Annotated in this window: 22 protein-coding genes; 7 read left to right on the forward strand and 15 right to left on the reverse strand. The window is 60.7% G+C overall.

All coding sequences use genetic code 11. The features are described 5' to 3' along the window. Positions 1-298 precede the first annotated feature (298 nt). From JZX87_RS28180 to JZX87_RS28205, 6 genes are all read left to right on the forward strand, one after another. Complete coding sequence (locus tag JZX87_RS28180; protein WP_206829103.1) at positions 299-1,015, forward strand: antitoxin Xre/MbcA/ParS-like domain-containing protein; 717 nt, start codon at positions 299-301, stop codon at positions 1,013-1,015. 864 nt (positions 1,016-1,879) lie between these two features. Further along, positions 1,880-2,995, forward strand: a complete 1,116-nt coding sequence (locus tag JZX87_RS28185; RefSeq protein WP_206829104.1) for an ABC transporter substrate-binding protein — start codon at positions 1,880-1,882, stop codon at positions 2,993-2,995. Between the two features lie 148 nt (positions 2,996-3,143). After that, a complete protein-coding gene (locus JZX87_RS28190; protein WP_206829105.1) occupies positions 3,144-4,037 on the forward strand; it encodes a branched-chain amino acid ABC transporter permease in 894 nt (297 codons plus the stop codon). Beyond that, positions 4,030-4,920 (forward strand): branched-chain amino acid ABC transporter permease, encoded by an 891-nt coding sequence (locus tag JZX87_RS28195; protein ID WP_206829106.1) that lies wholly within the window; start codon positions 4,030-4,032, stop codon positions 4,918-4,920. The genes JZX87_RS28190 and JZX87_RS28195 overlap by 8 nt, the downstream gene beginning before the upstream one ends. Further along, a complete protein-coding gene (locus JZX87_RS28200) occupies positions 4,910-5,668 on the forward strand; it encodes an ABC transporter ATP-binding protein (protein WP_206829107.1) in 759 nt (252 codons plus the stop codon). Before JZX87_RS28195 ends, JZX87_RS28200 begins: the two co-directional genes overlap by 11 nt. After that, entirely contained in the window at positions 5,665-6,393 is a 729-nt protein-coding gene (locus JZX87_RS28205; RefSeq protein WP_206829108.1) for an ABC transporter ATP-binding protein, read from the forward strand. The genes JZX87_RS28200 and JZX87_RS28205 overlap by 4 nt, the downstream gene beginning before the upstream one ends. Before the next feature lie 67 nt (positions 6,394-6,460). Here the strand turns inward: JZX87_RS28205 and JZX87_RS28210 are convergent, their stop codons facing one another. The 9 genes from JZX87_RS28210 to JZX87_RS28250 all read right to left on the reverse strand — a co-directional run bounded on the left by JZX87_RS28210 (position 6,461) and on the right by JZX87_RS28250 (position 13,207). Further along, positions 6,461-6,928, reverse strand: a complete 468-nt coding sequence (locus tag JZX87_RS28210; protein ID WP_206829109.1) for an Lrp/AsnC ligand binding domain-containing protein — start codon at positions 6,926-6,928, stop codon at positions 6,461-6,463. A gap of 88 nt (positions 6,929-7,016) precedes the next feature. Further along, positions 7,017-7,667, reverse strand: coding sequence for a GntR family transcriptional regulator (locus JZX87_RS28215; protein ID WP_206829110.1), 651 nt, complete (start codon positions 7,665-7,667; stop codon positions 7,017-7,019). A 110-nt stretch (positions 7,668-7,777) separates the two neighbouring features. Beyond that, complete coding sequence (proC, locus tag JZX87_RS28220; RefSeq protein ID WP_206829111.1) at positions 7,778-8,593, reverse strand: pyrroline-5-carboxylate reductase; 816 nt, start codon at positions 8,591-8,593, stop codon at positions 7,778-7,780. A gap of 12 nt (positions 8,594-8,605) precedes the next feature. Then, positions 8,606-9,517, reverse strand: a complete 912-nt coding sequence (locus JZX87_RS28225; RefSeq protein WP_206829112.1) for a DMT family transporter — start codon at positions 9,515-9,517, stop codon at positions 8,606-8,608. Positions 9,518-9,525: 8 nt separating this feature from the next. Next, positions 9,526-9,963 (reverse strand): VOC family protein, encoded by a 438-nt coding sequence (locus JZX87_RS28230; RefSeq protein ID WP_210349136.1) that lies wholly within the window; start codon positions 9,961-9,963, stop codon positions 9,526-9,528. 82 nt (positions 9,964-10,045) lie between these two features. Then, positions 10,046-10,834, reverse strand: a complete 789-nt coding sequence (locus JZX87_RS28235) for an amino acid ABC transporter ATP-binding protein (RefSeq protein WP_206829113.1) — start codon at positions 10,832-10,834, stop codon at positions 10,046-10,048. Further along, a complete protein-coding gene (locus JZX87_RS28240) occupies positions 10,831-11,673 on the reverse strand; it encodes an amino acid ABC transporter permease (protein WP_206829114.1) in 843 nt (280 codons plus the stop codon). The genes JZX87_RS28235 and JZX87_RS28240 overlap by 4 nt, the downstream gene beginning before the upstream one ends. Before the next feature lie 20 nt (positions 11,674-11,693). Continuing rightward, positions 11,694-12,560, reverse strand: a complete 867-nt coding sequence (locus tag JZX87_RS28245) for an ABC transporter substrate-binding protein (protein WP_206829115.1) — start codon at positions 12,558-12,560, stop codon at positions 11,694-11,696. Positions 12,561-12,640: 80 nt separating this feature from the next. After that, positions 12,641-13,207, reverse strand: coding sequence for a gamma-glutamylcyclotransferase family protein (locus JZX87_RS28250; RefSeq protein WP_286195143.1), 567 nt, complete (start codon positions 13,205-13,207; stop codon positions 12,641-12,643). Between the two features lie 85 nt (positions 13,208-13,292). Between JZX87_RS28250 and JZX87_RS28255 the strand changes: the two genes are divergently transcribed. Continuing rightward, the gene (locus JZX87_RS28255; RefSeq protein ID WP_206829116.1) at positions 13,293-13,559 is read left to right on the forward strand and encodes a hypothetical protein; all 267 of its coding nucleotides are present in this window, start codon (positions 13,293-13,295) and stop codon (positions 13,557-13,559) included. Positions 13,560-13,807: 248 nt separating this feature from the next. On the opposite strand, the gene JZX87_RS28260 is transcribed toward JZX87_RS28255, so the two are convergent. From JZX87_RS28260 to JZX87_RS28285, 6 genes are read right to left on the reverse strand one after another with little or no spacing between them, the layout of a single operon-like run. Next, positions 13,808-15,160 carry an LLM class flavin-dependent oxidoreductase gene (locus JZX87_RS28260; protein ID WP_353654283.1) on the reverse strand — a complete coding sequence of 451 codons (1,353 nt, stop codon included), beginning with the start codon at positions 15,158-15,160 and terminating at the stop codon, positions 13,808-13,810. Between the two features lie 15 nt (positions 15,161-15,175). Continuing rightward, the gene (locus JZX87_RS28265; RefSeq protein ID WP_206829117.1) at positions 15,176-16,405 is read right to left on the reverse strand and encodes an SfnB family sulfur acquisition oxidoreductase; all 1,230 of its coding nucleotides are present in this window, start codon (positions 16,403-16,405) and stop codon (positions 15,176-15,178) included. 4 nt (positions 16,406-16,409) lie between these two features. Next, positions 16,410-17,660: an SfnB family sulfur acquisition oxidoreductase gene (locus JZX87_RS28270; protein ID WP_206829119.1), complete on the reverse strand. Its 1,251-nt coding sequence runs from the start codon at positions 17,658-17,660 to the stop codon at positions 16,410-16,412. 21 nt (positions 17,661-17,681) lie between these two features. Then, a complete protein-coding gene (locus tag JZX87_RS28275) occupies positions 17,682-18,335 on the reverse strand; it encodes a methionine ABC transporter permease (RefSeq protein WP_206829121.1) in 654 nt (217 codons plus the stop codon). Continuing rightward, positions 18,316-19,479 (reverse strand): methionine ABC transporter ATP-binding protein, encoded by a 1,164-nt coding sequence (locus tag JZX87_RS28280; RefSeq protein WP_206829123.1) that lies wholly within the window; start codon positions 19,477-19,479, stop codon positions 18,316-18,318. The genes JZX87_RS28275 and JZX87_RS28280 overlap by 20 nt, the downstream gene beginning before the upstream one ends. Positions 19,480-19,481: 2 nt before the next feature. Beyond that, positions 19,482-20,273, reverse strand: coding sequence for a MetQ/NlpA family ABC transporter substrate-binding protein (locus JZX87_RS28285; protein WP_206829124.1), 792 nt, complete (start codon positions 20,271-20,273; stop codon positions 19,482-19,484). Positions 20,274-20,425: the final 152 nt, after the last annotated feature.

Here is a 20,425-nt window from a genome sequence, read left to right on the forward strand (position 1 = left end):
GGCCACGCATATTCACCGCACCCGCGCAATAGCGCATTGGAAAGCCGTGACGGGCGCGATTGCCTGATCTCGGAGAGACGCAGGCGTAGTTCGATCACCGCTCGATAACGTGACAACTCCGTCGGTTACCTTCGGCAGCTTCGACGAAATCCGCATGAAAGCATGCGGCCACAGTACTTGACGTTCCTGGAGACTGCGAACAATCTTGTTCTGCCCCCTACATTGTAAATGCGCCCTGCAATCTGGACATTCCGGACAATCTGTACTATCTATCGTCGCAGATGATAGGAGCAGCAACATGGTTACGTCCGTCAGAAAATCGTCAGCAACCTCCCTGTCGGGGTTGAACCCGGCGGCCATCGCCGATGTCGTCGAGGTCCTCGCCCGTCATAATCCACGTCTTTCCAAGACGGCGCTTGCCGCAACGGGGCGTGTCGTCGCCGCAGTCACCGCAGCAACCGCACGTCTTGCCGCCGACCAGCAACGCCGGCTCGTTGCCGACGAACGCGAGCTGGCGCAAGCCGTCGAGGTCGCGGTCGCTGGCCTCGTCGCGGAAGCGGACGTCCGCCTCACGCCGCTTGCAGTTGGCAAGTCTATCGAGGTCAGTCAAGGCGCCGGTCTTCCCGCGCCCATCGATCTGGATGAAGGCAGGCGCAGACTTGCAGCTTTTGCAGAGCCGACGCGTCTCGAGGACTGGGCCGGCCCTGTCGCGGGACCGGCCGAGATCGAAAAGACATTTGGCACGAAACGGTCGACCCTGCACGACTGGCAGAGGCGTGGCGCGGTGATTGGCCTGCTGAAGGGCGAACGCAAGCATGTCTTTCCATTGGCGCAGTTCGTCGATGGGCGCCCTGTAGAGGGCATGGCTCAGGTGACGCGGATCATTGCCGATCCTCGTGTCGCATGGCAGTGGTTGATCCGGACAAAGCCTGATATCGGCGGCTCGCCGCTGGATCTCATGAAAATTGGCCGTCTGGACGAGGTCCTTGCTGCGGCCGAGCGTGATTTCGGCTGACACTGTGAAGCTCGATCCCAAAACAGTTGCCGATCTCGCGCTGGCGTTTCGGCCGAATGCCTGGCTGCGCGTTTTGCCACGTAACCACATGGCGACGCCACTCGGTTTGCGGCCCCAACGCGATGCCATAGCCTGCAATCGATACTTGCCGCCATAATGCATAGCATGCTCAAGGCCAAGAAAGCGTTCAATCCATTGGCCGGGGCAGCGGCCTAGCCGAACCGCCGGCCTACCTGCCTCAGCGTCTCAATATGACTGAGATGCTGGGCGTCGCTGCTGTGGACGTGGGTTAGGTCATCCCGTCGCCGTCGCAGCTTATTGAGACTGCGTCTTGAACCTAGGAAGACCTCCCTGCGAAAACCCATCATGCGGCGACTGCATGTCGACCGCGGACACAACCGTGCTCTAGCACCGGACGAATTGCAGGAATGAAAGAGGTCGAAAGGAAACCTAAAAAAATGTCGCGTTAGCAACACGGCAACGAAGCAACTCGTTTAAAATCCGCTTGACCGGATGCAGGCGATTAGACAACGGATCCGAACGCAAGGCGCCACTCAGAACCTCAAACCAACTTTAAATTCGTTTCTCTAACGGCAAACATACCGGCAAAAAGCGAGATCCCTCTGCCTGCTCGATGTGCGAGAAAAATTGTAACGGTCTGGAGACTACAAGCCTCTTTTGCAATCTGATGGGAGCAGAACTGGTCCTAGTAACAGAGAAACTGCGCCATTTCGGAGAGTCAACGACCCGTAGCGCCAGCTGTCGTACGATCTGCGGCTCCACTTCAATATCTCGTATATAGCTACGGTCCACTCGGACCTAGGATTCGCCCCGTCCCGTTAGACAACGGAAAGAGGGGTAAAAATGAAGAAAATTGCAATTGGCGCAACCTTTGCAGCCGTGTTCGCCGGCGTTGTGACCGCCGCACCGGCCAGAGCCGAAGAAATCACCATCGGTGCGGTTATTCCGCTCTCGGGCGCCAGCGCCACCACCGGCAAAGACCAGAGCCGCGGCATCGAGCTGGCCCTCAAGGAGATCAACGCCAAGGGCGGTGTTCTCGGCAAGCAGATGAAGGTCATCGTAGAGGATTCCGGCGGTAAGCCGCAGACGGCGATCGACGCGGCCAAGAAGCTAGTTTCCGTCGACAAGGTGCCGATCGTCATCGGTGAATACTCATCCGGCAACACCATTCCGCTCGGCCAGTATCTGGTTCAGGAAGGCATCCCGCATATCAACCCGGCTTCCACCAGCGGCTTGGTGCGCGGTATCGGCGCAACCTCCTACAGCGTCGTCGGACTCGACAACGTTTCGACCGAATTCGCCGCCCAGGACGTCATCGATCACGGCTGGAAGAAGGTCGCCGTGCTGGCGATGAACAACGCCTTCGGTCAGGGCGTTGCCGAAGAATTCAAGAAGAACTTCACCGCCAAGGGTGGAGAAATCACGACCACCGTCATGTATACGATCGGCCAATCCACCTATCGTCGCGAGCTTCAGCAGGTCGAAGCTGCAGCACCCGATGCCTATGTCTTCACCGCCTATGGCACCGAAGGCGCGCTCATCATGCAGGAAGCATTCGAACTCGGCCTGCAGGAAGGCAAGCCGTGGTACTCGATCCTCATCACCATGATGAACAAGGACACGCCGGCCGATTTCAAGGAGGGCCTGATCGGCATGGACGTCGGCTATATTGGCGACGATGGCGACGCCTACAAGACCGAATACGAAAAGACCTATGGCGAGACATTTCTTTCGGCCTATGGCGGCTATGCGCATGACGCCGTTCTGTTTGCCGCCGCAGCCCTGAACAAGGCCGGCAGCACCGACCAGGCGGCGGTCCTCAGGGCCATCGAAGACCTCGGCAAGGAAGGCGTCAAGGGTGCCACCGGCGAGATCAAGCTCGATGCGGACGGCCAGCGCACCCATCAGCCCTACCTGAAGTTCAAGGTCGAAGGCGAAAAGCTCGTCGCTTACGATTGATACCCCGGAATGCCCGCCGTGACCGCGGCGGGCTTTTCATTTGAGGTGGCAACATTGCCCGAGGGCAAGATGCAATGCGCCTTCCCCTTTCACACAATGCCGGGTCGAGGCTGCAGCCGCCGCCGGGATTGCGCAGACGGACAAGTTCATGTTTCAATTCCTCTTCGACGTCCTGATCAGGTCCGTCGATCTGGCCCTTATCGCCGTTGCTTTGAGCGCCGTTTACTCCCTGATCAAGTTTCCCAATGTCGCGCTCGTGCAATATGCCGTCGTCGGTGCTTTCGTCGCCATGTCGTTGCATGCGGCCGGCCTGCCGCTCTTTATGGCCGGCCTCGCCTCGGCGCTGTTTGTCGGCCTTCTCGCCGTCGCCTTCAATGTCCTGATCTTCGAGCGCCTGCTGAAATCCGACTCGGCCATCGCCCTTATCGGTTCGCTGGCGCTCAGCATGATCCTCTCGGCCGTCTTCCTGTTGACCTACGGCCCGACGGCCTACCGCTTCAAACTGCAGGTCTCTCCGGCCATGCGCATTCTCGGCGCCCGGATCACCGATCATCAGATCACGACGCTCGTTCTCACCACGGTCGCGCTCGGGCTTTTCGCACTTATCCTGTTCAAAACCAGCCTTGGCCACGAGATGCGCGCAACGGCAACCAACGGCGTGCTTGCCGCCGCAACAGGCATCGATACACGCCGCGTTACCAATATTGTCGTCTTTCTTTCCGGCATGCTCGCCGCCCTCGGCGGCATAACGCTTGCCATGCGCGGCAGCGTCAGCATCGATCTCGGCACCAACATGATGCTGCCGGTATTCGCCGCCGCCATCCTGGGCGGCCTTGGCAATGCGCTCGGGGCGGTCGTCGGCGCGATCGTCATCGCAGCCGCCGAAACCGTCATCACCAACACCAATATCGGGCCTTTCATCGGCGAGGATTTCTACTTCCTCCCGGCGAGCTACGCCCCGGTCGCATCCTTTGCCATCCTCGTGGTATTCCTGCTTTTCCGCCCGCGCGGCCTGTTTAACAGCGAGGTCAATCGTGTTTGATTTTTTCATCCATGTCGCCTCGATCGCCTGCCTCTACGGTGTGCTGGCGCTCAGCCTCAATCTGCAGGCCGGCTTCACCGGTCTTGTCAATTTCGGCCTGATCGCGCTCTTCGGCTGCGGCACCTACGGGGCGGCATTGGCGAGCGGCATGGGCTGGCATCCCCTCGCCGGCCTGCCGGCCGGTCTCGCCATGGCAGCGCTGCTCGCGCTTTTCTACGCCCGCCTCGGCCGCAAGCTCTCCAGCGACTACTGGGGCATTGCCACCTTGTCGATCGCTGAAATCCTGCGTATCTCGATCACCAACGAACAGGCGCTGACGGGCGGCGCACAGGGCATATCCGGTCTTCCGCTGCTGTTTGCAGACCTGAAGCCCTATGACGGCGTGGCGCGCCTGGCGCTGTACGCGCTCGTCCTTGTGCTGGCTTGGTTCATCTGCCAACGCATCGTCAAAAGCGCGTTCGGGCTTGCGATGAAGCTGATGCGCGAAGAGCCGCAGCTTGCCCGCTCGCTCGGTTACGATCTCGATTCCATTCGCCGCACGGTCATGCTGATCAGCGGCGCCATCGCGGCTTTTGCCGGCTACCTGTATGCGCATTACCTGACCTTCGTCGGCCCGGATCAGCTGGTGTCTCCCGAAACCTTCCTGATCTGGTCGATGGTGATCATCGGCGGGATCGGCAACAATTGGGGCGTGGTCGCCGGCGCCATCGTCATGCAGTTCGCCATGGCCTATGTTCCCTTCGTCAAGGATGCGCTCGACCTGCCAACCGATTTCGTCGCAGCCGCACGGCTCGTCATCGTCGGCGGCGGTCTGCTGGCCTTCCTTCTCTGGCGCTCAAAGGGCCTGTTCCCGGAAAAGGTAGGAGGCAGCCGTGGCCACTAAGCTTCTCGATATCAAAGGCGTCTCAAAGTCCTTCGGTGCGCACCGCGTTCTGGAAGCCGTCGACTTCGGCATCGTACCCGGCGAGATCGTCGGTCTGCTCGGCCCCAACGGGTCCGGCAAAAGCACAGCACTCAACGTCATCTCCGGTTTCCTGCCGACCGATGGCGGCAGCATCCGCCTGGCCGATGCCGACATCACCAATGCCTCACCGCAGCGGGCGACAGCACACGGCCTCGTGCGCACATTCCAGCTGCCCTCGATGCCGCAAAAAATGACGGTTCGCGAGGTGCTCCAAGCGGGTGCCCGCGGTAGGGCAGGTCTTCGATCGATCTTCTCGTCCTTCCGGTTCGACGACGAGCTGGAGACACTGCTGGAAGCCTTCCGACTGACGCATGTCGCCGACCTGCCGGCAGCAGCCCTTTCCGGCGGGCAGAAAAAACTGCTTTCCGTGGCAACAGCACTTCGCAGCAAGCCGAAGCTTCTCTGCCTGGATGAGCCGACCGCCGGCGTACACCCCAACCTTAGAGCCGACATGGTCGCCATCCTCAAGCGCTACCGGGATGCGGGCGTCGCCATTCTGGTGGTGGAGCACGACATGCTTTTCATTCGCGACCTCTGCTCGCGCTGCGTGGTTCTCGATCGCGGCGAGATCATTGCCGATTGCGCTCCGCACGAACTGGAAGACAACCCGCGGGTTGTCGAGGCCTATCTCGGCAAGGCCGTGGAAAAGGGAAAGACTGCGCGATGATCGAAGCAAAAAACATCCGTGCCGGTTATGGCGACGGCGCCGACATCCTCACCGGCATCTCGCTGACCGCAAACCGCCGCGAGATCGTGACCATCCTCGGGCCGAACGGTTGCGGCAAGTCGACCCTTCTGAAGACGATTGCCGGCTATGTACGCCCGCGCGCCGGCACGATCGCCTTTGATGGAACGGACGTCGGCAGCGTTCCGATCCAAAAGAAGGTGCGCCACCACAAAGTCGGTTATGTGCCGCAGACCGACAATGTGTTCGGCACGCTGAGCGTGTTTGAAAACATCATGCTGGGCGCACGGTTGCTGGGCAAACAAGAAAAGGAAAAGCGCTTCGATGCCCTGATGCAGCAGTACCCGGCGCTTGCCAGCAAAAAGAACCGCAAGGCGTCGGCCCTTTCAGGCGGCGAGCGGCAGATCCTCTCGCTGTCGCGGGCGCTGATTGCCGGTCCGGAGATTCTTTTGCTGGACGAGCCATCTGCCGGCCTGTCGCCGCTGATGATGCATGAGGTGTTCGATGCGATTGCAGCGATCTGCGACAGTGAGAACCTGTGCATCCTGATGGTCGAACAGAATGCCTTCGAAGCGCTCGGCATCGCCGACCGCGCCTATGTCCTGTCGCTGGGACAGGTGGCCCTGACGGCCAGGGCGCGTGACCTGCTCACCGACCCAGCCATGCGGAAGCTCTATCTGGGGGCCGAGATAGAGCCTACAGCCTGAACGCGCAGGACAATCTGCGGACGTGATAAGCCGAAAGGGGGCGCAACGCCCCTTTTCCAATCACCGTTTACGGGAACAATGGCAGGGCGCCGTCCGTCTTGATTTCCTCCATGACGGCATAGGTGCGTGTTTCGCAAACCCCTGGCCAGGCGAGAACGACCTCGCCGAGGAAACGGCGATAGGCCGTCATGGTCGATAGTCTGGTCTTGAGGAGGTAATCGAAGCCTCCGGCCACCATGTGGCACTCCAGCACCTCAGGCGCGAGGCGCACGGCACGGGCGAATTTTTCGAAAACATCCGGCGTCGTCTTGTCGAGCAAGACCTCGACGAACACCAGAAGATCGAAACCGATCAGCGCCGGATCGAGCCTGCATCCGAAGCCGGTAATGAACCCATCCCGCTGGAGCCGACGAAAGCGGTCGCTCATCGAGGTTTGCGGAATACCGAGTCGGTGGGCAAGCTCGCTGTTGGTGATACGGCCTTCCGATTGAAGGACTGTCAGTATGCGACGGTCTGTCTTGTCGAGATCAGGCAATCCTTCCTCCTGTGTTTTTCTGGTATGGCAGCGATGTCGAAAGGTGTCCCTGCAGCGCGTTCGGGAACGCGCCGTCGGACTGAGCGCGCTAGAGTTCGATGGCTGGTTCGACGATCGCCATCGTCGCCTCGACGTGATGGCGGGCAGCCCTCTCCGCCTCCTCCTCGTCGCGACCGACCAGTGCGGCCAGAATTCTTCGATGCTGGAGATTGGTTTCCCTCACCTCGGCTTCGGAAAAAAGGATCGGCACGCGCAGCATCCAGTAATGGAACAGCGTACGCTCATGGAACTGCGCCAGGAACATGTTCTTAGATGCAGCGATAATCGTCTTATGGAACTGGGTATTGAGGCTGTTGAGTTCGCTGCGTGTGAGTGTCTCGCCAGGTTCCATGGCTTCTACGAGGGTCGCCAGCGAATCGAGCTCGCTCGCCTCTGCATGGCGAGCAGCAAGTCTTGCCGTGGCCGCCTCGATGGCGGCCCGGCTTTCGAAAATCGCTCTCACCTGACTGCGATCGACCGTTTCGACGACCCAGCCTCGTTCGCGGCTGAGAAAGCCTTCTCCCTGTAGCAACAGCAGCGCCTCGCGCACGGGTGTGCGGCCGACCCCAAGGCGCTCGCAAAGATCGTCTTCCACGAGCCTTTGGGCGGGCTTCAGCTCCGCTCCGAGAATCATGCTTCGAAGGCGGTTGCGTACATCCGATGCCATGAACTCGCCGGCGGAGGTCTTTCTGACTGCCATGACTATCGTCCTTTCGCGAGACCAAGTTTAAAAGCTTAATTCAATATATATCTTCGTGTATGAAGCAATGCCGCTCCGCGTTCAATTGACGCTGCTAATTGCAAGAGGCGTCATGGCGACTGCAGGCCCAATTCGCGCGACCGCCGTCGCGCTGCTTCCGTCGCCTGGTGCATGAGCGGTGCCAGGCCCTGCCGGACATCCATCAAAACAGAGAGGGCGGCCGCTGTCGTTCCATTCGGGCTGGTGACCTGCGCTCGCAGGTCGGAGGGGTTGGTATCCCGCTCCAGTGCCATTTTCGAGGCACCGAAAACCGTATGCTTTGCAAGCGTCATTGCAAGCTCCTCCGACAGGCCAAGGGATACGGCGGCGGCACTGAAGGTTTCGAGGAAGTAGAAGACATAGGCCGGCCCCGATCCGGAGATCGCCGTGACCGCATCCATCAGGTCTTCCTCCTCGACGAATGCGACGCGACCGACGACCGAAAGCAGCGCACTTGCGCGATCGCGATCCGCTTCCGTGGCGTGGTGGCTTGCGCAGCAGACGATCATCCCCTCGCCTACGGCCGCCGGCGTGTTCGGCATGGCACGGATGATCCTGGCATTGTCGCCAATGCTCCGGCTTACCGCCGCGATCGTGATCCCTGCGGCAACGGAAATCACCAGCCCGCCCTCGCGCAGATTGTCTGTGCTGCGAGCGAGCGCGTCAGCGACCGCCTGCGGCTTGGTCGCAACGACGATAACATCGGCACGGTAGCCCGCGGGCAGATCGGAAACATCAGGATAGGCGTCTGCGCCGACATCCTCCGCTCTCTTTCGCAGGGCCTCATGCATTTCGACGACGGAAAAACGATGGCCGGAACCACCGACCCAGGTTCGCAGCATGGCGAACCCCATATTGCCGGCTCCGATTAAAAGCACGTTCGTCATGGTGAAAATCCTCTACAGTTTACGTTCATGCGGGCCGCTCGCTCTGAGGGCGGCCAATCCGCTTGCGACGATCAGCACCGAACCTGCCACGGTCATTGCGTCGGGCATCGTGCCGAATGTGAGATAGCCGAAGCCCGTCGCCCACAGGAGATGCGTGTACGAAACCGGCGCCAGCCGCGAAACCTGGACCTCCGGTCGCCGATAGGCAAAGGCAATCGCGACGTGCGCCGCGAGCCACAAAACGGCTGTCGCGCAGGAAAGCACGAATTGCTGGAGCGTCAGGCCCAGAAAGACGAACGGCAAAGTCAGGCTCAAAAGCACGAAGCCCGTGAGGGCTGAATAGGCGAGCGTCGTTGCCAGACTGTCTGCGACCACCGCCCGCCGCGTCATCACAAGTGCTGTCGCCCAGCAGGCGGCGGATGCGATCGAAAACAGCGCGGCAGGGTTGTAGCCTGCAAAACCCGGACGAAGAATGACCAGCACCCCGAGCAGCCCTCCGGCAACGCCCAGCCGCCGCTTGGCTGGCACGCGCTCCTTGAGGATCAGCACGCAGAGCAGCGTGACAAGGCAGGGAGAGATGAACACCAGCGCGGTTGCTTCCGCCACCGGCTGAAGGCTCAGCGCGGCGATCAGCAGAATGGTCGCGCCGGCCATGCCGAGGCCGCGGATGATTTGCGATGCAGACGCCACGCTTGGCGCGGGCAGGCCCGCACGCAGACAGATGACCGCGAGCAGGATCGACGCCGCGGAATAGCGAAACCATGCGATCTGAAGGGGATGGAAGGTTCCTGAGAGAAGTTTGGCGATGACATCGGACGCCGCGAACAACATCATGGCGGCGAGACACAGCAGAAGGCTCTCACGCCCTCGAATTGCAGCGTAGATGTCGATCTTCGCTTCGGTGCTCGAAAGAATGCGCTTCATCCCGGGCGTCAGGATTTGCGGATTTCAAGCACGATACCCGCTTTTTCGCGCGTATCGAAATAGCAGAAGCCGGAGCCGTCCGCCCGCTTTCCGCGCGCCACGACATCGAGCCCAAGGGCGCGCCCCTGGGCTTCCGCCGCGTCGCGGTCGGCGACTTCGAAGCCGAGATGGTAGACCCCCTCGCCGCGCTCGTCGAGGAACCGCTTCTGCGGCGATTCCAGCTTGCCCGGATCGCAAAGCTGGATCTGCATGTTTTCAAGATCGCAGCATTTGTAGCGCATCGCATCCGAAGCCGCCTTGTTGGGTACGTCAAACTCAAGGTAGGCGCCTTTCCTCGGATAGTCGAACCAAGGGCCGACCCCGAGGCTCTCGTAATAGGCAACGGTCTTCTCGAGATCGTGCACGACGATGCAGATGTGATGGAGCGTATTGAAGAGCGGGATCATATCGATTTTTCCTTCGGGATGCGCAGGCCTTGCCGGCTCACCGACAGGCGAGCAGCCAGCAATGGCGTAGTTGTCTGATACGCTAGTGGGCAGGCAGCAGCTTGGAAAGGAACTGCCTGGCTCGGTCGCTTTTCGGCGCTGTGAAGAAGTCCCGGGATCGCGCATCCTCGGCGACTCGTCCTCCTTCCATGAAGATCACCCGGTCGGCGACGTCGCGGGCGATGCCCATGTCGTGGGTGGCGATCAGCATAGTCTGGCCCTCTTCGGCCAGCTTGCGGATCGTGTCTACGACTTCCTGCGCCAATTCCGGATCAAGCGCGGAGGTCGGCTCGTCGAGCAGAAGCACGCGAGGCTGCATGGCAAGCGCCCTTGCGATGGCGACACGCTGTTGTTGCCCGCCTGAAAGCTCCGACGGATAGGCGTTCGCCTTCGCTTTCAAACCCACTTTCTCCAGTAGGCCCAACGCCAGCGCCGCGGCGTCCGCCTTCTGCTGCCTGAGAACATGCACGGGACCGCTCATGACGTTTTGCACCGCCGTCATGTGCTTGAACAGGTTGAAGTGCTGGAAGACCATGCCGATCTTCTGCCGTTGCCGGCTGATCTCGGCGTCCGACAGTTCGTAGAGCGACTGATCGCCCAGGCGATAGCCGATCAAGTCGCCATGCACGTAGATGCGACCGGCAGAGATCGTTTCGAGGTGATTGACGCAGCGCAGAAGCGTGGACTTGCCGGCGCCGGAGGGACCGAGCAACGCGACCACTTCGCCTTGCGGCACATCGAAGCTGACATCGGTGAAGGCCGAGACCGGCCCCCATTTCTTGGAGACGCCGACCACGGAGACGGCGTGGGATTGGACGGGTGCGGTGCTCATCGCTGGGGGAATACCTTTTCGAGGACGGTCTGGATCGCGGTCGCAAAGGCTGTCATGACCAGATACCAGAAGGCAGCAACGGCCAGCAGTTCGACGACATAAAAGTTCGAGGAGTAGATATCGGTCGCGACACGCAGCAACTCGAGATAGCCGATGGCAGACGCCAGCGAGGAGGATTTCAGCAACATGATGTACTGATTGCCTGCCGCCGGAATGATGATGCGGCCTGCCTGCGGGATGACGACCTGCGTCAGCACCTGCCGCTGCGTCATGCCGAGCGCGGTGGCTGCGGCCCGCTGCCCCTTGTCGACGGCAAGAATGCCGGCACGAATGATCTCGCTCATGTAGGCACCCTCCGCAAGGCTGAGACCAGCAAGGGCCGCAAGAAACGGCGTAACCAGCGATGTCGTCGGCGTCGAGAACAACGGCTCCGCCATAAACGGCAGGCTGATCGTGATCGAAGGGAACATGATCGGCACGGCATTGAACCAGAAGATGAGCTGGATCAGCATCGGGGTGCCGCGGAAGAGATAAACATAGGTCGAGGAGATCGCGACAAGGATCGGATTGCCACTGACCCGCATCAGTGCCGCCACGAAGCCGATCACGGTGGCGATGAACAGGGCCAGGGTGCCGAGCATGAGGGCATTGACCGCCCCCATGACGATCAGCGGATCGAATATGTAGTCGGCGAAGACACCGAGATTGACGATCCGTGCTCGGATGGCGGCATGAACGATCGTCACCACCACCATGAGGGCGACAGCGCCGAGGAGCCAGGCTCCCCAGCGGCGACGATGCACAATCGGCAGTTCGGAGGCGGTAGGACGTTGCGTCATGGCCTGCTCTTTCCGTCCCGTCAGCGCTTGCTGGCCGGCAGGTTTACGGTGATCTCGGGCAGCAGCGCGCCACCGACGCCCCACTTGTCCATGATCGCCTTGTAGGCGCCGTCAGCCAGCATTTCCTGCAAGGTCTCCTTCACGGCGTCGCGCAACTCCGCATTGTCCTTGGAAAAGCCCCAGGAGGTGATGTAGGGCGTCAGCATATAGTTGCCGCCGACGATCGAATACTTTCCGGGGAACTGCGCCCCCATGTAGACGAGTGCGGGAAAGTCTCCGAGATAGGCGTCGACGCGCTTCAGATCGAGCTGCATGCGGGCATCCGGCGCGGAAGGAAGCTGCTCGGCATGGATTTCGGCCTTGCCGCCGGCCGTGCAGGCCGCGGATGCTTCCTCGACCTTGGCCATGATGACGCGACTGCCGAGAAGCGTCGCGACCGACTTGCCGCAGAAATCCGCGATGGTCGTGTAGGCCTGCGCGTCCTCGGCGCGCACCATGGCAGAACCGCCGGACTGCATGTAGTTGACGAAATCGAGCTTCTGCTCCCGCTCTTCCGTGTCGCTGATGCCGCCGGAGGCGACGTCGAAGCGCGTGGCCTCGATACCGGGAATGAGGGCGGCATATTCCGCCTGGACATATTCCAGCTGGAGATCGAGCCGCTTGGCGATCTCGGTCAGAAGATCGGCGCTGGCGCCAGTCACCGAGGACGCGCCCGGTTCGCGAAATTCGATCGGCGGAAAGGTCTGCTGCGAACCGACCGTAATCTTGCCTGCGGTCCTGACCGCCTCGGGCACGAGCTTTGCGCCTTCGCCGGCGAAAACCGTGCTCGCAAAAAGCGTTGCCGCACTGGCGGCCAGGACGAATTTTGTGATGATCCCATGTTTCATTGCATTACCCCTGTGATTGTTGATTTTCTTCGCAGTCGGCATGGATTGAGGCTGCGCCGCCCCCGGCGCAGCCTTGAAGATCAGCGCGTTTCGGCGCCCTTACCTGGAACGTTCGAGGGATTAGGACGATCGGCGCGCGGGCATTCGGCGGCCTTGTCAAAAACCGCCTGAACCTTGGCGATATACTCCGGCGCAAAACTCCACTGCTTCAGGCCGGCCGGAATGTGATCCCAGTAGAAGTTCGGCGGACGCATCGCAACACCCGGGCGGACCAGGCGATAGGTCCAGCAATCGTACTGCTTGCCATCTTCACCGTAAACGGTGACGCAGCAACGCTCGAAGTCGTCGTAGTCCTCGGCAAAATGCGAGTCGTCATGCTCGAACACGACGCCATATGCACGCTCGCCCCAGGCATCCGCCGTATTCAGGAAATGGCACCAGCCACGGTCCGTGCGATCCCCTGCTGCATGGAAACGCAGCGCATGATTTGCGGCATATGCCTTGGTAACCGGTTTTGCCTGGGGCATGAAGCGGGCGATCTCGATGTCATGCAGCCATGTGCAATAGGCGAAGTAATACATGGAAACCTCTTCCACGGCACGGCAGCAACCGTACCCATTGATGTTGCGCTCAATGGAGATTGCCATTCCTTGCTATCTCCATATATCTTTTCGTATATGATAGAATATCCGCCGTCAATCTGCTATCCATGAGGATCGCCAGGAGAACGAAATGATCAGAATTATGGACAGCCACGCCTACCCCGGCTGCCCGGCAATCGTCGATCCGGAGCAGGAAGGAAGTTTGGTCCAAGTGGAATTCAGTGACGGCACAATAACCAGCGCTTCCGCAAAACGGCTCAGGCTGGGGCAGATGTCATTGACAATCGATGCCTACAGGACCCGCCGCGGCACGGCCATCGCGGAGAAGTGCTGGCGCCTGGAATTACAGGAAGGAGATCGCTGGCGCGTAGTCCGAAGGCTCCACAAGCGCGTGTAGGCTACCGAGAAAAGGGCCTTCTCGGTTCTTGCGCTGGACTATTCGGTAGTCCTTCGTTCGGGACTGAAGAACACTAACCCGTTTCGAAATTTATTCATCGCTCTTGAGAGGAATCGAACCGTCGACCCTCGGTCTGGAAACCACGCGAAATCATATACTTATGGACCGCCTGTCCACTTAAACGCAGCAGCGAAGCAGCAACATAAAAGGCCGTGGTGAGATCGCGCCGACCTTCCTCCGGTGAAGGGTTAGCGAAACTGATATCCGTAATGGCCGGCGGGCAGACGGTCGCCATCGCCTAACAGCTTGTTCCGTAAAGTTCCTTGCGCATAAGCCGTCTTGTAAGCTCCTCGCGATTGGAGCCCAGGAATGACGTGCTCTATGAAGGCCTCGTAGCTTTCCGGCACCACGGTTCGTGTGAGGTTGAAGCCATCTGCACCGCTTTCCTCGATCCATCGGATTAGCTCTTCGGCAACCTGCGCGCCATCGCCGACGATCAAGGGATATCGCCCACCGATCGCCAACTCCTTCAAAAGCTGCCTCTTCGTCCAGCCTTTCAACTTGGCAAGCTGCATGACGGACTGAATTGCATTGCCGCCATCGTAGCTGACCTGTTCATCAAGCTCGAAGCGAGAAAAATCGAGCCCCGTGCCGGCGGAGAAATGCGCAAGCCCCGCTTCCGGGCTGGCATGGTCGATGTAATCGGCAAGCGTCGCTTCTGCCTCGCTCTGACTTGCGCCGGTAACGACGGTGATGCCGATGAAGATTTTCACGTCGCCGGGCCTCCGGCCAGCGGCCACCGCTTCGTCCCGCAGCGCCTTCACCGTCCTTGCCGCAGACGCCGGATCCGTCGCATTGATGAAAATGCATTCAGCGTGGCGGGCGGCGAATTTCTTTCCCCTGCCCGAACTGCCGGCCTGAAAGAGAAGCGGTGTACGCTGTCGCGACGGCTCGGCGAGATGGTAGCCCTCCGATTTGTAAAAAGGGCCGTCATGGAAGATCTTGCGCACCCGCGAGGGATCCGAGTAGACCCGCGTTGCCTTGTCGGCGATCACCGCATCGTCGTCCCAGCTGCCTTCCCAGAGCTTGTAGAGAACATCGAGATAGTCGTCGGCGCGGTCATAGCGATGGTCGTGGTCGTTCATTCCGTCGTGGCCGAGCGCCCGCGAGGCGCTATCGAGATAGCCGGTGACGATGTTCCAGCCGATCCGCCCATCGGTCAGATGATCCAGCGTCGATATGCGACGGGCGAATATATAGGGATGCTCGACGCTGGTATTGACGGTAATGCCGAAGCCGAGATTGCTGGTGACCGATGCCATGCCGGAAACGATTAGCGTCGGATCATTGACCGGCAGTTGGATCGCTTCCTTCAGCGTAAGATCCACCGAAGACTGATAGATATCGTAGACGCCCACGATATCGGCCAGAAAAAGCCCGTCGAAAAGCCCGCGTTCCAGCGTCTTCGCAAGATCGGTCCAGTAAGAGAGGGTCTTGTATTCATGCGACCGGTCGCGCGGATGGGTCCACAGGCCATGATTGATATGGCCGACCGAGTTCATGTTAAAGGCATTGAGAAGTATCTGCTTTTTCTGGGACACGAAGGGTAAGCCTTTTCAGATCGCACCATGGCGCCGCGGCAGCCGACCATTGAGATAATATTGGCCGATCGCCTGATATTTCCACCGTACCGGATCGTGCAGCGTATGGGTGCGCACGTTGCGCCAATGGCGATCGTAATTGTCCTCAGCCATGGTAGACGAGGTGCCGGAGAGTTCAAACAGCTTGTTTGCGGCCAGCAGCCCGGCCTTGGTCGTGAGGATCTTCGCCTCGGCAACCGCGATGGAGGCGGCCGCGACATTGGCCTCGTCGGGCGCTTCCATCGCAGCATCCACAAGCCGTGCCGCCCGCTCGACCAGCGCTTCCGCCGCCCGCAAACTGATCCGCACCTTACCGATCTCGCTCAGCGTCAGCGGATCCTCGCCGGCGCTTTCCACCTTGGCATCGATCCAGGCCCGCGCGCGGCTGCGGACGAATTCCAGCGTGTCGCGATAGGCGCCCTGGCCGATGCCAAGATCGATCGCCGCATGGATGATCTGCGCCAGCGGTCCGATCGAGGTCGGGCGCTCGAATGAGGCCTGGAACGGGAGGATCCACTCGCCCTCGACTGCCACGTGCTCGAAGCGAACGGTGCCGCTGCCCGTCACCCTCTGGCCGAACCCGTCCCAGTCATCATAGATCGTCACGCCCGGCGCCGTGCGCGGCACGAAAACGATAAACAGCCGATCCGCGCCGTCCTCCTGCCTCGTCACCAGCGTCGGGATCCAGTGGGCGTAGATTGCGCCTGTGCAATAATATTTGGTCCCTTCGACGAACAGCTTTCCGTCTTCCTCGACCAGCCTCGTGCGGCGTTTGAAATCCTTGTGGCCGATTTCCGCCAACGCATTGCCGAGGCGTTCTCCAGCCAGAACCTTGTCGTAGAAAAAGCGCTTCTGCGCTGCGGAGCCGCCGACACGCAGCACTTCCAGCGCATAATAATGGTTCTGCGGGATCTGCGAAAGCGAACCATCGGCCGCGCCGATGATCGCTGTGACCTTGGCAAGTGTGCCGGAAGAGACACCGGCACCGCCATAGGCCTTCGGCACGCTGATGCCCCAAAGCCCGGTTGCAACGAAGGCGTCGAGTTCCTGCCATGGCAGGCGCCTCTCGGCATCCCGCTCGGAGGCCCCTGCCCTCAACGTCTTGGCAAACTCCGTCGCAACCCTAACCGCCTCGGCATCGGTCTTTATAAGATGCGGACTGGTGGCCGGATGTGTGGCGGGAACGGCAATCGGTGCGCTGCTCATGATGTCAGTTCCATTGATGTCTAGTTGGCAGAGCGCCGTTCAGTTCGTAATTGCCGATCAGGTGATATTTCCATCGCACCGGATCGTGCAGCGTGTGGACACGCGCATTGCGCCAGTGCCGGTCGAGCCCATGCTTGGCCCGGGTCGCGGACGAACCCGACAGGTCGAACAGCTTTTCCGTCGCCTCAAGCGCGATTTCCGTCGTCAGGATCTTGGCTTCTGCCACGGCGACCGAGGCAAGCGCGCTGCTCTCGGCCGTCACTGGTTCGACAGCTATCTTGTCGATCGTGCGTCCGGCCGAATAAAGCACTTCCTGCGCGGCATGCAGGCTGGCGGCAAGCGCGCCCACTTCATGCAGGATGGTCGGATCGTCACTTGCGTTTTCGAGCCCGGAATCGACCCAAGGCCGGGCATTGCCTTGCACGAAGGACAGCATGTCCTGGAATGCCGCCTTTGCAATGCCGGCATCGATCGCCGCCTGGATGAGCTGAGACACTGGCCCCGCAAGACCCGGCTTCTCGGCAAAGGCATGGACCGGCAGGACCAGAAGCGGATCGATGGGCACCGCGTCGAACTGGACGGAACCGCTTGCCGTGGTCCGCTGGCCGAAAGAGTTCCAGTCGTCGAAAACGGTAAGGCCGGGACTGTCGAAGGACGCCCAGGCCTGAACCGGCCGGCCCTCGTCGTCCAGAGCGCGCGTCGGGATGTAATGGGCAAAGATCGAGCCGGTTGAGTAGAAGCGCTGGCCGCTGAGTGTCAGCCCATCGGCGGTCTGTTCCAGTCGGGTTGTGGTGATGTTCACTGCCTTTGTCTTGCGCTCCGGCCCGGCATTGCCGATCCGGTATCCGGCAAGAATATCGCCATAGATGCGCTCGCGCTGTTGGGGCGTCGCGATATCCTGCACCAGCGCCAGAACGCCGAACTGGTTCTGCGGGATCTGCCCGAGCGCCGGATCGGCAGCGCAGATGATCTCGAAGACTTTCACGAGCGTCTCGTAGGAGACACCTGCCCCGCCATGGGACTTCGGGATGGTGATCGCACCGAGCCCGCTCGAGGTGTAATCCTCAATCTCCTTCCAGGGGAGAAGGCGATCACGGTCGCGGGCGGCGGCGCCCTGCTTGAACTTGGAGGCAAGCGTCCCGGCGATCGCGATCGCATCAGCGTCGGTGGAAATGCGATGGACGGGCGATGGCGGCAGAGGTCCGAACCGGTCTTCCGGCTCGGACCCGACAGGCAGGATGGATCTTTTCGACATGATTTTTATCCTGAAAGGAGATTATCTCGCGCGCAGCCGGCGCACCGCAAAATCCCCGGCAAACTGCACAACGCAGACGATGACGATCAGGATGGCGATGACGATCAGCATCACGGTCGTGTCGAACCGCTGATAGCCATAGCGGATCGCCACGTCGCCGAGCCCGCCGGCACCGATGACGCCGGCCATGGCCGAGGCGCCGATCATCGAGACAATGGTGATGGTGAAACCGCCGACCAGCCCCGGCAATGCCTCCGGCAACAGGACATGGCGAATGATATGCCAACGCCGACAGCCGATCGCCTGTGCCGCCTCGATCAAGCCGTGATCGACCTCGCGCAGGCTCACCTCGGCAATACGGGCAAAGAAGGGCGTGGCACTGACCGACAGCGGCACGATGGCTGCCCAGACACCGATCGTCGTGCCGGTGACGAGCCTGGTGAAGGGCAAAAGCGCCACCATCAGAACCACGAATGGCGTGGCGCGAAAACCGTTGATGATACCGCCGAGCACGCGGTTGGTGCGCGGCGCCTCGATCAGCCCGCCCGGCGCCGACAGAACGAGGAATACGGCAAGCGGAATGCCGAGTGCCAGCGCAATCAGCGTCGACACGCCGACCATGGTGAGCGTGTCGAAAAAGGCGCGCCAGAGGCGCTCAATCATCTGCGGCGACATATCCGGCAATCCTTGTTTCGGCAGCAAGCCTCGGGTCGAGAACCAGCGTTTCCAGATTTTCGCGATAGGCCACGCTCATGAACAGGCGGCCGCTGACGTGGCCCTGGATGCGCTCAAGATTGCTCTGGATCAGCTTCGCACCGGCGCCGAGTGCCGTCGTGAGACGCAGCAGGTCCGGCTCGGCACCATCGACGCCGGTAAAGACGAACTCCACGATCATCCGCGTCGGCCGGCCCTTGACTGGTGCGGGCTCGATGAGTGCCGCAAGATCCTCCGGCAGGCCGCGGCTGAGCGGAGCCAGCAAGGCGCGGGTCGCGTCATGTTGCGGATTGCCGAAGACCTGCCAGACAGGTCCCGTCTCGACGGCGGCACCGCCTTCCAGAACCAGAACCCGATCGCAGATCTCGCGGATCACGCTCATCTCATGGGTGATCAGCACGATGGTGAGGCCGAGCCTTCGGTTGATGTCTTTCAGCAGCGTCAGGATCGACAGGGTCGTCTCGGGGTCGAGCGCCGAGGTCGCCTCGTCACAAAGCAGTATCTGCGGACGGCTGACCAGCGCCCTTGCAATGCCGACGCGCTGTTTCTGGCCGCCCGACAGACGTGACGGATAGGTATTCTGCTTGCCTTCGAGACCCACGAGTTTCAGCACTTCGGCGACACGCTCACGAATTTCGTCTCGCGGCAGGCCGGCCACCACGAGCGGCAGCGCGACATTGCCGAACACGGTCTTGGCCGACAGAAGGTTGAAATGCTGGAAGATCATGCCGACCCGGCGCCGCAGGAGCACGAGTTCGTCCTCGTCGAAGGCGGCAATATCCTGGCCATCGACCAGGACCTTGCCGCCGGTCGGACGCTCCAGCCGGTTGACGGTGCGCAAAAGGCTCGACTTTCCGGCCCCCGAACGCCCGATAATGCCGAAGATCGTGCCGGCGGGTATCGCCGACGAAATCCCCTTGAGCGCCTCCACCTGTCCGGCAGAGGAAAGGTAGGTCTTCTCCACCGCATCGAACCGGATGGAGCCGGAGGCCGAAGCGGCCTCCCCTTGCGTCGATGCGGTATCGCGCGTCGAGGCACCCTCGCGGGCCGGTTCAACCGGCTTGCGCGAGACCTCGAATTCGGCGTCGAAGAAGACCGTGCTCATTCTCACCACGCGATCGTGTAGAGTTTCGAATTGCTGGCGAAGCCCTTGTCGATCGCCTCACGTACGACCTTGGAATTCTGGTAGAGTTCGACCACCTTCTTCAGCGCCGGATTGTCTGCCTTGGCCTTGTTTGCGGCGAAGACGATGGCGAACTGCTTGTCATCGATACCGGAATAGATCAGCGCCGAGCCGGGATCGAACGTCTTGGCGGCGATGATGAAATGCGGATAACCGAGCGCGAGGTCAACGTCGCCGGTCACGCGCGCCAACTGCGGTCCCTCGACTTCGTTGAACGTCACATGCTTGGGATTTTCGACGATGTCGTCGAGTGTGCCCTGGGAGCCAACGCCGTCCTTCAACTTGATGAGGCCGCCACGCTCCAGAAGCAGAAGGCCACGTCCCTGATTGACCGGATCGTTGGCAATCGCCACGACCGCCTTGTCCGGCACGCTGGCGAAATCCTTGTATTTCAGCGAATAGATGCCGATATTGGCGAGCGTACCGACGCCGATCGGCACGATTTCGTAACCCTTTTGCTTCACGGCATTGGCCAGGAACGGCTTGTGTTGGAAGTAATTGAGATCGAGATCGCCAGCCTGCAACGCCTCGTTTGGCGTCGTCCAATCGCTGAACTCGGTGACCTGCAGGTCGATGCCGGCGGCTTTGGCCTCGGGTACTAGTGCCTCGACGCTATCGCCATAGACACCCGGCACGACGCCGATCTTGACAGTTTCGGCGAATGCGGGAGCTGCGACAGCCATGACAGCTGCGGAAATGATAGCCAGAAGTTTCATGAGACCCTCTCAAAAGACGAATGTCCATCAATCTAATAGTTCTAATGGGTTTTGAGAGAGACGCCGTTTCGATTGGAAATCGCGCCGTGGAATAAATTGCCTCGGATCAATTCCAGCGCGAACACTTGTGTCGCTCTACAACATAGACGGGC

The organism is Agrobacterium sp. Ap1 (assembly GCF_017313375.1).
Taxonomy (GTDB): Bacteria; Pseudomonadota; Alphaproteobacteria; order Rhizobiales; family Rhizobiaceae; genus Neorhizobium; species Neorhizobium cellulosilyticum.

Coding starts and splice junctions, on each gene's coding strand:
- JZX87_RS28180 (WP_206829103.1), top strand. CDS start 299: ATGGTTACGTCCGTCAGAAAATCGTCAGCAACCTCCCTGTCGGGGTTG.
- JZX87_RS28185 (WP_206829104.1), top strand. CDS start 1,880: ATGAAGAAAATTGCAATTGGCGCAACCTTTGCAGCCGTGTTCGCCGGC.
- JZX87_RS28190 (WP_206829105.1), top strand. CDS start 3,144: ATGTTTCAATTCCTCTTCGACGTCCTGATCAGGTCCGTCGATCTGGCC.
- JZX87_RS28205 (WP_206829108.1), top strand. CDS start 5,665: ATGATCGAAGCAAAAAACATCCGTGCCGGTTATGGCGACGGCGCCGAC.
- JZX87_RS28215 (WP_206829110.1), bottom strand. CDS start 7,667: ATGGCAGTCAGAAAGACCTCCGCCGGCGAGTTCATGGCATCGGATGTA.
- proC (WP_206829111.1), bottom strand. CDS start 8,593: ATGACGAACGTGCTTTTAATCGGAGCCGGCAATATGGGGTTCGCCATG.
- JZX87_RS28225 (WP_206829112.1), bottom strand. CDS start 9,517: ATGAAGCGCATTCTTTCGAGCACCGAAGCGAAGATCGACATCTACGCT.
- JZX87_RS28230 (WP_210349136.1), bottom strand. CDS start 9,963: ATGATCCCGCTCTTCAATACGCTCCATCACATCTGCATCGTCGTGCAC.
- JZX87_RS28235 (WP_206829113.1), bottom strand. CDS start 10,834: ATGAGCACCGCACCCGTCCAATCCCACGCCGTCTCCGTGGTCGGCGTC.
- JZX87_RS28240 (WP_206829114.1), bottom strand. CDS start 11,673: ATGACGCAACGTCCTACCGCCTCCGAACTGCCGATTGTGCATCGTCGC.
- JZX87_RS28245 (WP_206829115.1), bottom strand. CDS start 12,560: ATGAAACATGGGATCATCACAAAATTCGTCCTGGCCGCCAGTGCGGCA.
- JZX87_RS28250 (WP_286195143.1), bottom strand. CDS start 13,207: ATGGCAATCTCCATTGAGCGCAACATCAATGGGTACGGTTGCTGCCGT.
- JZX87_RS28255 (WP_206829116.1), top strand. CDS start 13,293: ATGATCAGAATTATGGACAGCCACGCCTACCCCGGCTGCCCGGCAATC.
- JZX87_RS28265 (WP_206829117.1), bottom strand. CDS start 16,405: ATGAGCAGCGCACCGATTGCCGTTCCCGCCACACATCCGGCCACCAGT.
- JZX87_RS28270 (WP_206829119.1), bottom strand. CDS start 17,660: ATGTCGAAAAGATCCATCCTGCCTGTCGGGTCCGAGCCGGAAGACCGG.
- JZX87_RS28275 (WP_206829121.1), bottom strand. CDS start 18,335: ATGTCGCCGCAGATGATTGAGCGCCTCTGGCGCGCCTTTTTCGACACG.
- JZX87_RS28280 (WP_206829123.1), bottom strand. CDS start 19,479: ATGAGCACGGTCTTCTTCGACGCCGAATTCGAGGTCTCGCGCAAGCCG.
- JZX87_RS28285 (WP_206829124.1), bottom strand. CDS start 20,273: ATGAAACTTCTGGCTATCATTTCCGCAGCTGTCATGGCTGTCGCAGCT.